At 41.4% G+C, this 14,939-nt stretch carries 15 protein-coding genes and 1 pseudogene; 13 read left to right on the forward strand and 3 right to left on the reverse strand.

Annotated elements, in window-relative coordinates:
* Positions 1-50: 50 nt before the first annotated feature.
* The 5 genes from lepB (at position 51) to MOJ78_RS03715 (ending at position 4,404) form a co-directional block, all read left to right on the forward strand.
* The gene (gene lepB / locus MOJ78_RS03695; protein ID WP_304979868.1) at positions 51-605 is read left to right on the forward strand and encodes a signal peptidase I; all 555 of its coding nucleotides are present in this window, start codon (positions 51-53) and stop codon (positions 603-605) included.
* A gap of 49 nt (positions 606-654) precedes the next feature.
* A complete protein-coding gene (locus tag MOJ78_RS03700) occupies positions 655-825 on the forward strand; it encodes a hypothetical protein (RefSeq protein WP_304979869.1) in 171 nt (56 codons plus the stop codon).
* 942 nt (positions 826-1,767) lie between these two features.
* Entirely contained in the window at positions 1,768-2,937 is a 1,170-nt protein-coding gene (gene yhbH, locus MOJ78_RS03705; protein WP_304979870.1) for a sporulation protein YhbH, read from the forward strand.
* Between the two features lie 138 nt (positions 2,938-3,075).
* On the forward strand, positions 3,076-3,363 hold the full coding sequence (locus MOJ78_RS03710) for a WGxxGxxG family protein (protein WP_304979871.1): 288 nt from the start codon (positions 3,076-3,078) through the stop codon (positions 3,361-3,363).
* A gap of 213 nt (positions 3,364-3,576) precedes the next feature.
* On the forward strand, positions 3,577-4,404 hold the full coding sequence (locus tag MOJ78_RS03715; protein WP_304979872.1) for a ComEC/Rec2 family competence protein: 828 nt from the start codon (positions 3,577-3,579) through the stop codon (positions 4,402-4,404).
* On the opposite strand, the gene MOJ78_RS03720 is transcribed toward MOJ78_RS03715, so the two are convergent.
* The gene (locus tag MOJ78_RS03720; RefSeq protein ID WP_304979873.1) at positions 4,395-4,676 is read right to left on the reverse strand and encodes a late competence development ComFB family protein; all 282 of its coding nucleotides are present in this window, start codon (positions 4,674-4,676) and stop codon (positions 4,395-4,397) included. The two genes, MOJ78_RS03715 and MOJ78_RS03720, sit on opposite strands and share 10 nt — an antisense overlap.
* Positions 4,677-4,874: 198 nt before the next feature.
* On the opposite strand from MOJ78_RS03720, the gene MOJ78_RS03725 reads away from it, so the two are divergent.
* From MOJ78_RS03725 to MOJ78_RS03755, 7 genes are all read left to right on the forward strand, one after another.
* Positions 4,875-5,309, forward strand: a complete 435-nt coding sequence (locus MOJ78_RS03725; protein ID WP_304979874.1) for a CBS domain-containing protein — start codon at positions 4,875-4,877, stop codon at positions 5,307-5,309.
* 200 nt (positions 5,310-5,509) lie between these two features.
* The gene (locus MOJ78_RS03730; protein WP_304979875.1) at positions 5,510-6,187 is read left to right on the forward strand and encodes an HAD family hydrolase; all 678 of its coding nucleotides are present in this window, start codon (positions 5,510-5,512) and stop codon (positions 6,185-6,187) included.
* Complete coding sequence (locus MOJ78_RS03735) at positions 6,184-6,576, forward strand: VOC family protein (protein ID WP_304979876.1); 393 nt, start codon at positions 6,184-6,186, stop codon at positions 6,574-6,576. Before MOJ78_RS03730 ends, MOJ78_RS03735 begins: the two co-directional genes overlap by 4 nt.
* Positions 6,577-6,625: 49 nt before the next feature.
* A complete protein-coding gene (locus tag MOJ78_RS03740) occupies positions 6,626-8,170 on the forward strand; it encodes a bifunctional GNAT family N-acetyltransferase/carbon-nitrogen hydrolase family protein (protein ID WP_304979877.1) in 1,545 nt (514 codons plus the stop codon).
* A 328-nt stretch (positions 8,171-8,498) separates the two neighbouring features.
* A complete protein-coding gene (glpK, locus tag MOJ78_RS03745; protein WP_304979878.1) occupies positions 8,499-9,992 on the forward strand; it encodes a glycerol kinase GlpK in 1,494 nt (497 codons plus the stop codon).
* A gap of 44 nt (positions 9,993-10,036) precedes the next feature.
* Positions 10,037-11,686 (forward strand): glycerol-3-phosphate dehydrogenase/oxidase, encoded by a 1,650-nt coding sequence (locus MOJ78_RS03750; protein WP_304979879.1) that lies wholly within the window; start codon positions 10,037-10,039, stop codon positions 11,684-11,686.
* 78 nt (positions 11,687-11,764) lie between these two features.
* Positions 11,765-13,504 (forward strand): phospho-sugar mutase, encoded by a 1,740-nt coding sequence (locus tag MOJ78_RS03755; RefSeq protein WP_304979880.1) that lies wholly within the window; start codon positions 11,765-11,767, stop codon positions 13,502-13,504.
* A gap of 218 nt (positions 13,505-13,722) precedes the next feature.
* Here the strand turns inward: MOJ78_RS03755 and MOJ78_RS03760 are convergent, their stop codons facing one another.
* Positions 13,723-13,860: a hypothetical protein gene (locus tag MOJ78_RS03760; protein ID WP_304981324.1), complete on the reverse strand. Its 138-nt coding sequence runs from the start codon at positions 13,858-13,860 to the stop codon at positions 13,723-13,725.
* Positions 13,861-14,004: 144 nt separating this feature from the next.
* On the opposite strand from MOJ78_RS03760, the pseudogene MOJ78_RS03765 reads away from it, so the two are divergent.
* A pseudogene (locus MOJ78_RS03765) lies at positions 14,005-14,332 on the forward strand (YnfA family protein).
* Here the strand turns inward: MOJ78_RS03765 and MOJ78_RS03770 are convergent.
* Positions 14,333-14,917 carry a YitT family protein gene (locus tag MOJ78_RS03770; RefSeq protein ID WP_304979881.1) on the reverse strand — a complete coding sequence of 195 codons (585 nt, stop codon included), beginning with the start codon at positions 14,915-14,917 and terminating at the stop codon, positions 14,333-14,335.
* Between the last annotated feature and the right edge of the window lie 22 nt (positions 14,918-14,939).

Here is a 14,939-nt window from a genome sequence, read left to right on the forward strand (position 1 = left end):
GTATAAAATGGTAGATTAAACATAACAAATAAAAAGGGTGTGTAAGCTTGATGGCCAGAAACAGAGATGGGTTTTGGGAATGGGTCAAAGCAATCGGTATTGCCCTCTTAATCGCTTTCATCGTTCGTCAGTTTTTGTTCACGAACTACGTGGTTTATGGAGAATCAATGATGCCGACCATACAGGAAGGCAATCGTTTAATTGTAAGCAAAATAAACTATAATATAACAAATCCCGATCGGTTTGACTTAATTGTCTTCCACGCGAATGAAAAAGAGGATTACATTAAACGGATCATCGGCCTGCCTGGAGATAAGGTTGAGTATCGCAATGATAAACTATTCATTAATGGTGAACCAGTAGAAGAGCCTTACCTTAAGCCGTTTAAAGAAGGACTTGAACAAGGAAGCCAATTGACAGGAGATTTTACATTAAAGGACATAACAGACGTTGAACGTGTTCCTGAGGGTATGATTTTCGTGCTCGGCGATAATCGTCTTCACAGTATTGACAGTCGTCATATCGGTTTTGTACCAATCGAAAAAGTCGTCGGTGAGGTTAACCTCCGTTATTGGCCGGTTTCAGATTTTAAAGTCATCGAATAAGGTTTAGATGGCAAATGCCTCGGGTAGTGTATAGCAAGAGGTGGTAAAGATGGGCTACGATAAAGATACGAAACCAAAAAACAGCTCAATGGTACGGAATGAAGAAGAATTACAAGACCACAGTAAAATTATGGAGCATGTCTCTTCGAATGTAGAAGTGAAGAAAAGTGGAAAAACTCCAGATCCGGAGCAGCATGATGATAAGGACGAAGATAAATAAGTTGAAGAGGGCTCGCCAGCAGGCGGGCTTTTTTTTTGCACGTTGGGAAAGTATAACTTTTCAGCAAGAAGAATTGACCGTCGTTGGAGAAAAGTTTACGTCCCAAGTATAAGTGCAGCTAGGGCGATCGCCACACCAAGGCTTTGCTCTTGCCAAGTTTTCCTTATTGCTTTTAAAAGCTACCTCCTAATTATTTTCTTAAAGGAGTTCCAAAAGAGTAAAAACAGGACCACCGCTAGCAACAAGGATACGATACCAATAATATATTCCACAAAGTGAAACCACCATTACAATAAACCCAATTATCGATTTCATGAAAAAGCTTCGTTCAATTTAATTGTATCGAATTTTTTTAAACAGTATACATACGACTGCGGGATACAATCACCCATATATTAGGAGGATGAGTCCTGAAAAAACGATTTGCGGGACACAATCACCTATATATTAGGAGGATGAGTCCTGAAAAAACGATTTGCGGGACACAATCACCTATATATTAGGAGGATGAGTCCTGAAAAAACGATTTGCGGGACACAATCACCTATATATTAGGAGGATGAGTCCTGAAAAAACGATTTGCGGGACACAATCACCCATATATTAGGAGGATGAGTCCTGAAAAAGTGATTTGCGGGATACAATCACCCATATATTAGGAGGTTGAGTCCTGAAAAAACGATTTGCGGGATACAATCACCTATATATTAGGAGGATGAGTCCTAAAAAAGTGATAGTGGGACACGATCCTATATTTCAGAAGAATCGAACAGCAATACCTTCATCTCTTTAATACGTTGAAAATATACTTAGACAAGCGTCCTTTTTGTTTGAACTTATTAGCAATTCTGAACTTTTACTGCATAGGATAGAGTAATCCCCGTATAGTATACGTGCTTTACAGGGATGGCATGTAATAAGTAAAAAAAGGAGGGGAATCATATGACCGTCAACAAAAAAGGTAACTTCGTCGTGTCACAGGAGAATTGGTCCCTCCATCGAAAAGGCTATCAAGATCAGCAACGCCACATGGAGAAAGTACAGGATGCCTTAAAGAACAACCTACCGGATTTAATTAGCGAAGAAAGCATCATATTATCGAACGGCCATGATGTCATCAAAATTCCGATTCGTTCCCTCGATGAATATAAAATTCGTTACAATTACGATAAAGCAAAGCATGCCGGACAGGGAGACGGTGACAGCCAGGTTGGTGATGTTATAGCACGCGAAGGTAAACCGAGCGGCAATAATGGAGCAGGAAAAGGTAAAGGTGCAGGAGACCAGGCTGGTAAGGATTATTACGAGGCAGAAGTATCCTTACTCGAAATTGAAGAACTTCTGTTCAAGGAGCTAGAGCTTCCGAATTTACAACAAAAAGAGCAGGATAACATCATTAGAGAAAAAGTTGAATTCAATGACATTCGAAAAACCGGCTTGATGGGCAACATCGATAAGAAAAAAACGATCCTGACCGCGTACAAACGGAATGCGTTAAAAGGTGAAGCACAAATCATGCCGATTATTCCGGAAGATTTACGTTTTAAGACATGGAATGAAATCGAAAAGCCTGAATCCAAAGCCGTCGTATTAGCGATGATGGACACATCAGGATCAATGGGAATTTGGGAAAAGTATATGGCGAGAAGCTTTTTCTTCTGGATGACCCGATTCCTACGTTCTAAATATGAAACCGTAGAAATTGAATTTATTGCACATCATACTGAAGCTAAGGTTGTTACAGAAGAAGATTTTTTTTCAAAAGGTGAAAGTGGAGGTACAATTTGCTCTTCCGTCTATCGAAAAGCATTAGAGCTCATTGATGCTCGTTATGCACCGAGCCGCTACAACATTTATCCATTCCATTTTTCTGATGGGGATAATCTTACAAGTGACAATGCCAGGTGTATAAAGCTCGTTCAGCAGCTTATGGAGGTTTCGAACATGTTCGGCTATGGGGAAGTGAATCCTTATAACCGCCACAGCACCTTAATGAGCGTGTACAAAAACATCAACAATCCAAAATTTAATTACTATATCTTAAAAGAAAAACGAGACGTCTATCATTCGATGCGGAGCTTTTTCAGTAAAGAAGAACGAAATCCAGCTTGAAGCAGTTAACCCTTCATCAATGGATGGAGGGATTTTTATGGAAAAATATTTCCTGGATTTTGAACGTATTAATGTATGAAGAATAAAAAGGTGGATATCCTAAAACTGCGATACTAATTACATACTGGAGGGATATTCATGAAAAACAAACTAATGATAATGGTACTCGCTCTTGGTTTATCGTTAACGGCTCTAGGAAGTACGGCTTTTGCAAATATGGATAATAACAACGATAACCGCATTGAAAATAATGACAATGGTCTCGGAAATAACGGCAATGGAATTAATGATGATAACGGAGCCAACATTATGGATGTTAACGATACCGCCGCAAATGGTGATGAGGGTAATGATTGGGGTTGGATTGGACTTGCAGGGCTTTTAGGCTTGTTAGGACTTAGACGAAGAAACGATCGCGCAGACTGACATTTTAAAGTTAAGGAAAACCTTTGAAAGCCATCCAATATGATGGCTTTTTTCATGTTTTAAAAAAGGGGTTTTTATGGAAAAATAATCTCACTTATCCTACATACACTAATTAAAAAACAGTTCTAAAAAGGTTCATCGATTGGGACAAGCCGAATTTTTTATTGGACAACAAATAGAACGGGGGCGGTTACATTCCGAAGGCTATCTCTTTTGACAATAGTTATGCTATTCCTCTTTTCTCCGCAACCTGCTGAAGCGTTATGGAAAACCAATATGGAGCTGCACTTTCTAGATGTTGGACAAGCGGATGCAATCTATTTGGAAACATCGAATGGGAAAAATGTATTGATCGATTCTGGAGACGAGCATGATGGGGAAAAGGTGGTATCCTACCTTCAAAATAGGGGTGTCGAACATCTCGATTTAGTCATAGCAACACACCCGCACCATGATCATATCGGAAGCATGGATCGTATTCTTGAGTCATTTGATGTAGATTCATTTTATATGCCTACCGTCACGTATCACACCTCATATTATAAAAGGTTGATCAACTCAATTGATCGAAACGGCATTGTCATCCATGAGGCGAAGGCGGGGGTTAAGGTGAAGCTGGCGAGAAATATTAAGATTGAGTTCTTAGCACCATCGAAAAAAAGATATAAAAGCTTAAACGATTACTCAGCTGTGATACGGATCCAACATAATAAGAATTCATTTTTGCTGATGGCCGATGCTGGTGTTGTTTCAGAACGCCAGCTGTTAAAAAGGTTGGGTGATGACCCTGTCGATCTTATAAAAGTTGCCCATCACGGTGCCAATACCGGAACAACAAAAGAACTTCTTAGACGTACAAAACCGAAACATGCGGTCATTTCAGTAGGTCGTAAAAATAAATACGGATACCCAAGCAAAGAAGTTCTCAACCGTTTAAAAAAGAATGATGTTCAGGTGTTTCGAACAGATAAACTCGGAACGATCATTATAAAGAGTGACGGGAAGACGTTGAAAGTTTTAACCGAACTACCTCAGTCATGATTAGGGTTTTTCCGAACGACATGAATGGCACCGATTATATGTTTGTTAAGCATTTCTCTCATAAACGGTTTTCCGAATAATTCGTACACCAGGTTACGCTTATCATCTGAAGTGACATAACGGGCGGGAATGCTGTTTAAGCTTAAAGCAATGATATCGACAGTACATTTTTCACAGCGACAGACGGTTTGGTAATCAGGGCTGTTTAACAACACCTTTACGATCGTAGGTACAATCTCTTCCATTACATTGTAAAACTGCTTATTGTTCATAGTGCCACCTTCATGATGTCAATTTTAAATTGATACATTTACAGTGTAGAGGAAATTGTTTGGAATTGAAACATATATTTCAAAGTACTTTTTGTGAGTTAAATCAAACCATTTCTTAAAGGTGAAAAAGCAGAAAAAAGAGGAAAAATAATCTGAATCAGTGCCGGCTACAATATAAGGGAAAGGAGGAATGCATTTATGTCAGAACAACTTCGAAACATAATGTCCAATAATATTGCCTCTGTATCATCTCAACAATCTTTACGTGAAGCAGCGGCGTTAATGAGCCAATTCAATGTAGGTTCATTACCGGTTGTAGACAACGGACAGGTGCGTGGTATTATTACAGACCGTGATATAACACTCCGGTCAACAGCACAGGGACTTGATGGTAATACACCTGTATCGCAGTGTATGTCCTCAAACCTCGTTTCAGGTAATCCGAATATGGACGCCCACGAGGCTGCACAGCTTATGTCCCAGAATCAAATCCGTCGTTTGCCGGTAGTGGAGAACAATCAAATCGTCGGTATGGTTTCCCTTGGCGACCTTGCAACGAAAAATGTTTATCAAAACGAGGCAGGACAAGCACTTTCAAGCATTTCAACTCCTTCCCAACCGCAACAACAATAACGGTACACATTAAAGGGAGCAGACTTTCATGGTCTTGCTTCCTTTTTTGATAGCTAATTGAGTGTTATAAACATTTAATATGAGTTAGCTTTACATAAAAACTTCAATCACATCAGCTTTTTTTAAAGCGCAACGATTATTACCATTTGTGATTATTTGATAAACTAATGGAAAGGAAACTAAATGGGGAGTGAGATTACATGATCAAGGCAGTTGTGTTTGATTTTGATGGGACGATTTTAGATACAGAATCGTGTGAATTCGAGGGATTGCAAACGATTTATAAAGAATATGGCGCGGAATTGCCGATTGAAGTTTGGGGAGAGTGTATCGGAACACACGCCAATTTTTTTGATGCTCATGAATATCTGGAGAAACAAATTGGAAAATCGCTTGACCGGGACATGATCAAGCAAAAGCGTAAAGACCTTTTTACAGAACAGATCAAAACGAAGTCTACGTTACCAGGTGTCATTGAATACCTTGAAGCAGCAAAAAGGCTCGGCTTAAAGATCGGGCTTGCTTCGAGTTCTACATATGAATGGGTCAGTTCTCACCTCGATAATCTCGGGATCAGTGAGTATTTCGAATGTATAAGAACGTCCAATGATGTCGAGAACGTCAAACCTGATCCAACACTTTATATGGAAACGGTAAAATGCCTAGATATCAAACCAGAAGAGGCAATCGCATTTGAAGACTCTTCAAATGGTGCAAAGGCTGCGAAACAAGCGGGTTTATATTGTGTCGTCATACCGAATTTGGTAACAAGCCATTTAACCTTCGATGACTTGGACTTAAAATTGGAATCCCTTGCTGAATTGAAATTAGAGGATATGATCAGTCGGTTTACAAACGAGCACAAAGAGGGAAAATGAAAATAAACGGGTTTAACCACGTCACATTGATCGTTGGTAACCTTTCTGCCTCACTCCAATTTTATGAAAAGGTGCTCGGATTAAAAAGGATCCACCTTGGGAATACCGATGCTTACCTGTTGTGGGGTAGTGCTTGGATCTGCTTAATGGAACGAAAAGACACTTTAGCAAAAGGAGAACATGTGCGAGGGGTTGACCATATCGCATTTTCTATCGCTGAAGATGATTTTGATGAAGCGGTTGAAAAGCTGAAACAAGCGAATGTCTCGATAGTACGTGGCCCAATCCAAAGAGGCGGAGGGAAAGTGATTAACTTTCTCGATCCCGATGAAATCCAGCTTGAATTGAATACATCCGATTTAGAAACAAGGATGAAGGATTGGAAATAGCGAATTGGAACGTTGTTGAAAACACACCATTTTGGGAAGGAAGATAACGGTGACTTCAATTGATGAATCTAGGTTTGAAAAGAAAATATTGTTACGTACGATCCTTGAATCCGATATTCCTGATATTCTGAAGCTGCAAAAGCTTTGTTTTCCAAACATGGTTCCTTGGAAACAGGAGCATTTAAAAAGCCATCTTGAAATCTTTCCTGAAGGTCAGTTTTGTGTCGAATACGATGGGCAGATTATAGGAACGTGTTCGAGTTTAGTGGTCAACTTTGACGAGTACGATGAAAAGCATACGTGGGACGAAATTACCGATAACGGTTACATTACGAATCACGATCCTGAAGGCTATAATCTTTATGGAATTGAGGTGATGGTTCACCCTGATTTTCGGAGGATGAAAATCGGAAGACGGCTTTACGAGGCTAGAAAAGAACTTGCTGAAAAAATGAATTTAAAGAGTGTTATTATCGGTGGGCGGATTCCAAACTATCATAAATATTCAGACAAAATGTCACCGAGAGAATATGTGAAACAGGTTGCACTCCACAATATTTATGATCCTGTTCTTACGTTCCAATTAATGAATGAGTTCACTGTGATGAGGATCAATCCATCGTACCTTCCAGATGATAAAGCATCCAATTCGTACGCTACATTAATGGAATGGAACAACATCGATTACCGCCCGACTTCGAAACGACATTTTAAGACGTCATTTCCAGTCCGGATTACGACCATTCAATATATGATGAAGCAAATCGATTCTTTTGATGAATTGGCGAATCAGGTTGAATACTATGTGGATGTTGCTTCAGATTACGGCTCGGATTTTGCTGTGTTCCCGGAGATTTTCACGACACAATTGATGTCGTTTCTCGATGAAAAAAGCCCAAGTCAAGCTGTACGGAGGCTAACCGAGTACACCGAAGACTACATCGGATTGTTCAGTGATCTTTCTGTTCGCTATAATGTCAACATTATCGGTGGATCACACTTTGTGGCAGAAGGTGATGAGATTTACAACATCGCCTTCTTATTCCGACGTGATGGAACGATTGAAAAACAATATAAATTGCACATCACACCGAATGAACGTAAGTGGTGGGGGATCAGCCATGGAGATAAGGTGAATGTTTTTGACACGGATTGTGGAAAAATTGCAATCTTGATTTGCTATGATATTGAATTCCCTGAGCTTGCAAGATACGTAACTGACCAAGGGGCTCGAATCATTTTCACGCCGTTTTGTACCGATGATCGTCAAGGATACTTGCGAGTGCGATATTGTTCACAAGCTCGAGCCATCGAAAACCAAGTCTATACAGTGCTTGCTGGAACTGTTGGGAACTTAACTCAAACTGAAAACATGGATGTTCAATATGCACAATCAGGGATTTTTACACCTTCTGATTTCACATTCCCGCGGGATGGTATTGTTGGAGAATGTAATCCGAACATCGAAACAGTTGTGGTTGGAGATGTTGACCTTGAGATCCTAAGACGACATCGCCGTTCTGGAAGTGTGATGCAATTGAGGGATCGCAGGAAAGACCTTTATGAAGTAATCATGAAAAAGCAGGATGATTAATGGTGGGATGACTCGGATAATCGGGTCATCTTTTCCGTTTTTATAATAAACTCTGTCGCATTCCTATTTTTCGAGGATATTTTCCGGGAAATGCTGACAAATGGTGTCTGCAACTGCTGCCGAAAGCCGGTTTAAACACGAATTTCATTTTTCGCAGTTAAATTTCGTGATTTCGCAGTTAATATTCATTTTTCGCAGTTAATTCTATCCTCGGCAATCAGCAGTCTACCTTCAAAAAGGAATTCGGCGTTTTTTCTAAAAGAAGGAGACAGAAAAAACCTGCAGAAATCATAAAGTAAATAGAAAAACCCTGGATGGAGGCGAAAGAATGAAACAAGGTTACATACTTGCTTTGGATCAAGGGACAACGAGTTCAAGAGCGATATTATTCAATCATCATGGTGAAATTGTGGAACTCTCACAATTAGAATTCAAGCAATATTTTCCGAAGTCCGGTTGGGTCGAGCACAATGCTCAGGAAATTTGGAGCACGATTCTAGCTGTGATTTCACAAGTGCTTTCGAATGCAGCGGTTGAGCCGAAAGAGGTGCAGGCAATCGGGATAACTAATCAGCGTGAAACAACCGTTGTTTGGGATAAACAAACAGGAAAGCCTGTCTACAACGCAATCGTCTGGCAATCGAGACAAACCGCATCGATTTGCGATGAACTGAAAGAAGACGGTTATGAAGATATGGTGAAGGAAAAGACAGGGCTGTTAATTGATCCGTATTTTTCAGGGACGAAGGTAAAATGGATTCTTGACAATGTGGAAGGTGCAAGAGTGAAGGCTGAAAATGGCGATTTGTTGTTCGGAACGATTGATTCATGGTTAATTTGGAAACTAAGTGGCGGTAATGTTCATGTAACCGACTATACGAATGCATCGAGAACGCTTCTTTTTAATATTCATGAATTGAAGTGGGATGAAGCGCTGTTGAGTATGCTGGAGATTCCAGAAGAGATGCTGCCAGAGGTTAAGTCATCTTCAGAAGTTTACGGTGAAACGATTAAAGAGCATTTCTTTGGAGAGTCGATTCCGATTGCTGGAGTAGCAGGGGATCAACAGGCCGCCTTGTTCGGTCAGGCATGCTTTGAAAAAGGAATGGCAAAAAACACGTATGGAACAGGCTGCTTCATGCTGATGAATACCGGTGAAAAAGCAGTGAAATCGGAGCATGGGTTATTGACAACGATTGCATGGGGACTCAATGGCAAGGTTGAATACGCATTAGAAGGAAGCATTTTTGTAGCAGGTTCTGCGATTCAGTGGCTTCGGGATGGTTTACGTATGCTGAAGAATGCTGCAGCTAGTGAAGCTTATGCAGAACGTGTTACTTCTACGGACGGTGTTTACGTTGTTCCAGCGTTTGTCGGACTCGGCACACCATACTGGGACAGTGATGTTCGTGGAGCGGTGTTTGGTCTTACGAGAGGAACGGAAAAGGAGCATTTCATTCGGGCAACCCTAGAATCTCTTGCCTATCAAACTAAGGATGTTTTGAACGCGATGGAAAAGGATGCATCACTGCCTTTGAAAAAGCTTCGTGTCGATGGTGGGGCGGTTAAAAATAATTTCTTGATGCAGTTTCAGAGTGATCTTTTAGGTGTTCCCGTAGAACGCCCTGTCATTAATGAGACGACGGCGCTAGGGGCTGCCTATCTTGCTGGTCTTGCAGTCGGGTTTTGGGACGATCAAAATCAAATTAGTGAAAAGTGGAAGGTCGATCGGCAATTCGAGGCGAACATGGCCAAGGATGAACAACAAGCTCTTTATGTAGGCTGGAAAAAGGCTGTGAAGGCGGCAATGGCATTTAAATAATGGCGACTCATCAGCAAGAGAGTGTACAGAGGGGAGCGGTTTGAATGAGGGGTGTGTTTTCTGTACAAAATCGAACTAGATGGTTAGAGGAAATGCAGGATTCGAAACTCGATGTCCTTGTCATTGGTGGTGGAATTACCGGTGCAGGGGTTTTGCTTGATGCACAAAAGAGAGGATTATCATGCGGTCTTGTAGAAATGCAGGACTTTGCAGCAGGAACTTCGAGTAGATCAACGAAACTGATCCATGGCGGTCTTCGCTATTTAAAGCAGTTCGAATGGAAGCTCGTTGCTGAAGTTGGAAGAGAGCGGAAGATAGTTTACAGAAATGCTCCTCATGTTACACAACCGATTGAAATGCTCCTCCCGATCATTAAGGGTGGAACTTATGGAATACTGATGACGAACGTCGGTTTGATGCTCTATGATTTTTTAGCAAAAGTAGAGAAACATGAACGGCGGACAATGCTTAATAAAGAAGAGACGTTGAAAAGGGTCCCCATGTTAAAAGCTGATGGGCTTAAGGGCTCAGGGCGCTATATTGAGTACCGGACAGATGATGCTCGCTTAACGATGGAAGTATTAAAAACAGCCATTCGAACAGGTGCTTATGCAGTGAATTATTGCCGTGCCGAAAACCTTCTTTATGATAAAGGTAAAGTGACCGGGGTTCAGGTTGTTGATTCACTTAGTGGGGCTTCCTACACGATAAAGGCGGATGTTGTCGTCAATGCAACTGGCCCTTGGGTGGATGATATTCGCGCGCTTGACCGATCCAAAAATGATAAACATTTGCATATAACGAAAGGCGTTCACCTTATCGTTTCAAATGAAAAACTTTCGCTACATACCGCAGTTTATTTTGACGCGCCGGATGGAAGAATGATTTTTGCGATTCCCAGGGACGGGAAGGTTTATATCGGAACAACCGATACGTTTTACGAGGATGATCGAGTCCATCCGACGATAACCCCCAAAGACCGTCACTATTTACTTGAAGCGGTTAATGCGATGTTCCCTGAGGCTGACCTTTCTGAAAAGGACATCGAATCCTCTTGGTCTGGGTTACGACCTTTAATTCATGAAGAAGGAAAGGACCCCTCGGAAATTTCAAGGAAAGACGAAATCTTTTTATCAAAGAGTGGACTTGTGACTATTGCAGGTGGGAAGCTTACCGGATACCGGATGATGGCAAAGCGAACGGTTGATTCGATTGTAAAGCGTATGAATCGAAATGACATTGAGAGATCTGCAAAAACGGGAACGACGATTCTTTCAGGTGGAGAAGTTGGCGGACCAGAGCAATTTTCAGCTTTTGTAAAAAGGGCAACAGAACAGGGGGTTCAAGCTGGTTTCGAGCATGATATAGCTGAAACACTTAGTAAACGCTATGGCTCTAATGTTGAAAAGCTTTATGAAATTGCGCGGTGGCACCTAGGTATCCAAGGTGAAGACAAACTCCCGATTTGGCTGCAAGCAACGCTTATCTACAGCATTGAAGAGGAAATGACGGCAACGCTCACAGACTTTTTTATCCGCAGAACCTCACAGCTTTATTTTCATATTGATGAGGTAGAAAAATGGAAGGAACCGGTTCGATCCTTTATTGGGGATTATCTTAATTGGACGGTTGAAGAGGCTGAAAAGAATCGGCTTAAGCTTGAGAATGAGATAATCCGAGCGACTGGAAGGTGATGCGTACTGATAGTGGTTGTGAACCTGATTTTTCGATACAATAGAAAAGAAATGTAATGGAATACTGAGGAGGAAGAAATGAGCTGGAAACGAAACTATGAGCGATGGAATCAATTTACACAATTAGATACAGAATTGCAGCAGCAGCTTACAGCAATTCAAGATCAAGAAGACCAACTCGAAGAATGCTTTTATAAAAATCTCGAATTCGGCACCGGTGGTATGAGAGGCGAAATTGGACCAGGTACAAATCGGATGAATAAATATACCATCAGGAAAGCGTCTGAAGGTCTTGCAAGATACATAGAAAAACACGGAGATGTCGCAAAAGCCCAAGGAGTCGTCATTGCGTACGATTCTCGTCATAAATCCCCTGAATTCGCGATGGAGGCAGCTAAGACGTTAGCCTATCACGGAATTCAAACATACGTATTCGACGAACTTCGTCCAACGCCTGAACTATCCTTTGCAGTCAGATATTTAAATGCCTTTTCAGGGATTGTGATTACAGCTAGTCACAACCCGCCTGAATATAACGGATATAAAGTGTATGGTGAAGATGGTGGGCAGCTGCCACCAGATACGGCAAGTGAAGTAATCCATTACGTGAATGAGGTTGAAAACGAACTCGAAGTTCAAACAGCGAGTGAGGAAGAGCTGAAAACTACTGGACTGTTAACGATGCTCGGAGCTGAAATCGATCGTACTTATGTAGAAAAGCTCGTTGGAGTTTCAGTGAATCCGGATTTGATTCAAAAGGAAAATGATTTGAAGATTGTTTTCACACCGTTACACGGAACGGCGAATAAGCCTGTTCGGGAAGGTCTTGATGCGTTAGGTTTCAAAAATGTAACGGTTGTTCACGAGCAAGAGCTTCCAGACCCAGAGTTCTCTACAGTAAAATCACCGAATCCCGAGGAGCATGCGGCATTTGCACATGCGATTCAATATGGTGAACGAGAAAACGCTGATCTTTTACTTGCGACTGATCCTGATGCTGACCGTGTCGGGGTTGCAGTTAAAAATAAGCAGGATGAATATGTTGTTTTAACCGGGAATCAAACAGGGGCTTTACTATTGAACTATTTGCTCAGCCAAAAGAAAAAACAAGGTGTCCTGCCTGAAAATGGAGTCGTTCTGAAAACGATCGTCACATCTGAAATCGGGCGAGCAATTGCATCTGAGTATGGCTTGAAAACGGTCGATACGTTAACCGGATTCAAATTTATCGGTGAAAAAATCAAAGAGTATGAAAAGTCAGGTGAGCATTCGTTCTTGTTCGGTTACGAAGAGAGCTATGGGTACTTGATCGGCGATTTTGTCAGGGATAAGGATGCGGTGCAGGCGTGCTTAATGGCAGCAGAGGTCGCGGCTTATTACAAGTCAAAGGGAATGACTCTTTATGAAGGACTACTCGAGGTGTTTGAAAAGTATGGTTTTTATCAGGAAGGTCTTGAATCGTTAACGTTAAAAGGAAAGCAAGGTGCTGAACAAATTCAGGGGATTCTTGCGACATTCCGTAACCAGCCGCCATCTGAATTTGCAGGCATCCCAATCACAGTCATCGAAGATTACCAAGACAGAGAACGTCTTATCGTCGAAAAAACAGAAACAGAACCGATCGGACTCCCACCTTCAAATGTGATTAAATATTTACTTGAGGATGGGTCATGGGTATGCCTGAGACCATCCGGAACAGAGCCGAAGATCAAGTTTTATTTCGGAGTCCAATCATCGTCCTTAGAGGGTAGCCAGGTCAATCTTGCAAACTTGAAGGAAGATGTGATGAAAAAGGTCGACACAATCGTTGCTAAATAGATTAAAGAAAAGGGCTGACTTAATTGTCACCCTTTTTTCAAATTCAGATTTTTCCTGTCCTAAAAATCAGGACTATATTACTGTTCGTGGCCGAATTAATACAATCCGTGACCGAATTAATTTGATCCAGGGTAGAGTTCACCTGATTTTTCGTACTCAGAGGGGACAAAGCAGTTAACTTCCATCAAAATCCTCTACTTTTTAATCTAAACATACTATTAAACCTTATTTTTCGGGCTCATGCTCTTAATTTTCCCTGTTCCACTGCAAGCGGCACACGTTTTCTTTTTAGAAAGGAAGGATGAAATTTGACCAGACCCTCTGCATTTCGGGCATACGATCATGATCGCCATCAATCGCCGTCACCTCCCGAATAGTTTTCAATCGTAAACCTTCCTTTATTAAAAAATAATTCACGAACAGAGTCATCGCTATTCTTCTACCATTCTATGAACTTAGCTTGAAATATAAACATTGTCTCACTGACTGGAGGTGTAATTATGCTACAATCGATCATTCTATTTATCGTTGCTGGGCTCGCTGAAATCGGAGGCGGTTACTTAATCTGGCTCTGGTTAAGAGAAGGAGGTCCAAACTGGTACGGATTAATCGGTGGTAGTATTTTAATCCTATACGGTGTCATTCCAACACTGCAATTGTTTCCGACGTTCGGGAGGATTTATGCAGCATACGGTGGTGTTTTTATCGGTACTAGCCTTACTTTGGGGATGGCTAGTTGACGGGCACACACCTGACCGATTCGATTGGCTTGGCGGACTTGTTTGCTTACTAGGTGTTGCGATTATTTTATGGGCACCGAGGACTTAATTAATGGGTAGGAGATGAAGTCTTTGTCATCGTGATAAAGGTAGTGGTCATACCGACTACGATGATGGTCACCACCGAATACAAAAAGGATTGACTGCCAAGAAAAATACCACCGCAAACAATGACAACCGCATCGATCAGAAAAATGATAATCCCGACGTTAATATGAGTCACTTTTGAAATCATCTGCGCAAGCAAATCGGTTCCACCCGTGCTTGTCTCTTGCTGAAGCATGATTCCAATCCCTGTTCCGACGAGAAACCCCCCAATCAATGCACAAAGAAGTAGCGGGGGATGAGACCAATGCCGAATCGGAGCAAGAACATCGATAAAAAAGGATGAGATTAACAGACCATGTAAGCTATTATAAAAATAGGAACGATGATAAAACCAAGCCAGTCCATATAACGGTAAGCTTAGCAGAATGATCACTAGACCAGGCTGAAACCCCCACGTATAATTTGCGATCAGACTGATTCCGATGATCCCGCCATCGAGGAGGTGATGCGGAGCGAGCAATCCATTAATCCCTGCACCTACGAAAATACTGCCGATAATGATTGCGAATAGTTTTTTCAAGCTCATCCCCCCACCGTTTGTCCCTTAT

The sequence above is a fragment of the Alkalihalobacillus sp. AL-G genome (genome assembly GCF_030643805.1).
Taxonomy (GTDB): Bacteria; Bacillota; Bacilli; order Bacillales; family Fictibacillaceae; genus Pseudalkalibacillus.

What these genes read in the sequence shown, in the direction of transcription:
- lepB (WP_304979868.1), top strand. Translation starts at nt 51, where the DNA reads ATGGCCAGAAACAGAGATGGGTTTTGGGAATGGGTCAAAGCAATCGGT.
- MOJ78_RS03700 (WP_304979869.1), top strand. Translation starts at nt 655, where the DNA reads ATGGGCTACGATAAAGATACGAAACCAAAAAACAGCTCAATGGTACGG.
- yhbH (WP_304979870.1), top strand. Translation starts at nt 1,768, where the DNA reads ATGACCGTCAACAAAAAAGGTAACTTCGTCGTGTCACAGGAGAATTGG.
- MOJ78_RS03710 (WP_304979871.1), top strand. Translation starts at nt 3,076, where the DNA reads ATGAAAAACAAACTAATGATAATGGTACTCGCTCTTGGTTTATCGTTA.
- MOJ78_RS03720 (WP_304979873.1), bottom strand. Translation starts at nt 4,676, where the DNA reads ATGAACAATAAGCAGTTTTACAATGTAATGGAAGAGATTGTACCTACG.
- MOJ78_RS03725 (WP_304979874.1), top strand. Translation starts at nt 4,875, where the DNA reads ATGTCAGAACAACTTCGAAACATAATGTCCAATAATATTGCCTCTGTA.
- MOJ78_RS03730 (WP_304979875.1), top strand. Translation starts at nt 5,510, where the DNA reads ATGATCAAGGCAGTTGTGTTTGATTTTGATGGGACGATTTTAGATACA.
- MOJ78_RS03735 (WP_304979876.1), top strand. Translation starts at nt 6,184, where the DNA reads ATGAAAATAAACGGGTTTAACCACGTCACATTGATCGTTGGTAACCTT.
- glpK (WP_304979878.1), top strand. Translation starts at nt 8,499, where the DNA reads ATGAAACAAGGTTACATACTTGCTTTGGATCAAGGGACAACGAGTTCA.
- MOJ78_RS03750 (WP_304979879.1), top strand. Translation starts at nt 10,037, where the DNA reads ATGAGGGGTGTGTTTTCTGTACAAAATCGAACTAGATGGTTAGAGGAA.
- MOJ78_RS03755 (WP_304979880.1), top strand. Translation starts at nt 11,765, where the DNA reads ATGAGCTGGAAACGAAACTATGAGCGATGGAATCAATTTACACAATTA.
- MOJ78_RS03770 (WP_304979881.1), bottom strand. Translation starts at nt 14,917, where the DNA reads ATGAGCTTGAAAAAACTATTCGCAATCATTATCGGCAGTATTTTCGTA.